General features: G+C 45.1%; 1 protein-coding gene. It reads right to left on the reverse strand.

Annotated elements, in window-relative coordinates; all coding sequences use genetic code 11:
• On the reverse strand, nt 1-306 hold a 306-nt coding region (locus tag GCQ56_RS20220; RefSeq protein WP_152736344.1), incomplete at both ends, for a Calx-beta domain-containing protein.

A 306-nucleotide genomic window follows, 5' to 3' on the forward strand; every position in this document is an offset into this window, starting at 1 on the left:
TATGAATTGTATTGGTCCCAAGTGTTGCATTTGTGGGATTTGATAGCGTTACGATTACCGTTTCATTATTCTCATCCAACAGGTCATTGACAATGCTTGCAATCGTGATGTTTTTATTCACATCACCTGCAGTTAGCGTCAAGGTTCCGTCTGCCAAAGTATAATCGGCACTTGTTGCGGTACCCGTTACCAAAAAGTCAACCGTTACCGTTCGACCACTGGCTGCTGAAAGGTCAACCTGTAAATTCGCACTGGCAAGCGCTTCCGAACCATTGGAACTCGTTGCGTTAAAGTCAACGCTTGGTG

Source organism: Marinifilum sp. N1E240 (genome assembly GCF_009295825.1).
Lineage (GTDB): Bacteria > Bacteroidota > Bacteroidia > Bacteroidales > Marinifilaceae > Marinifilum_A > Marinifilum_A sediminis.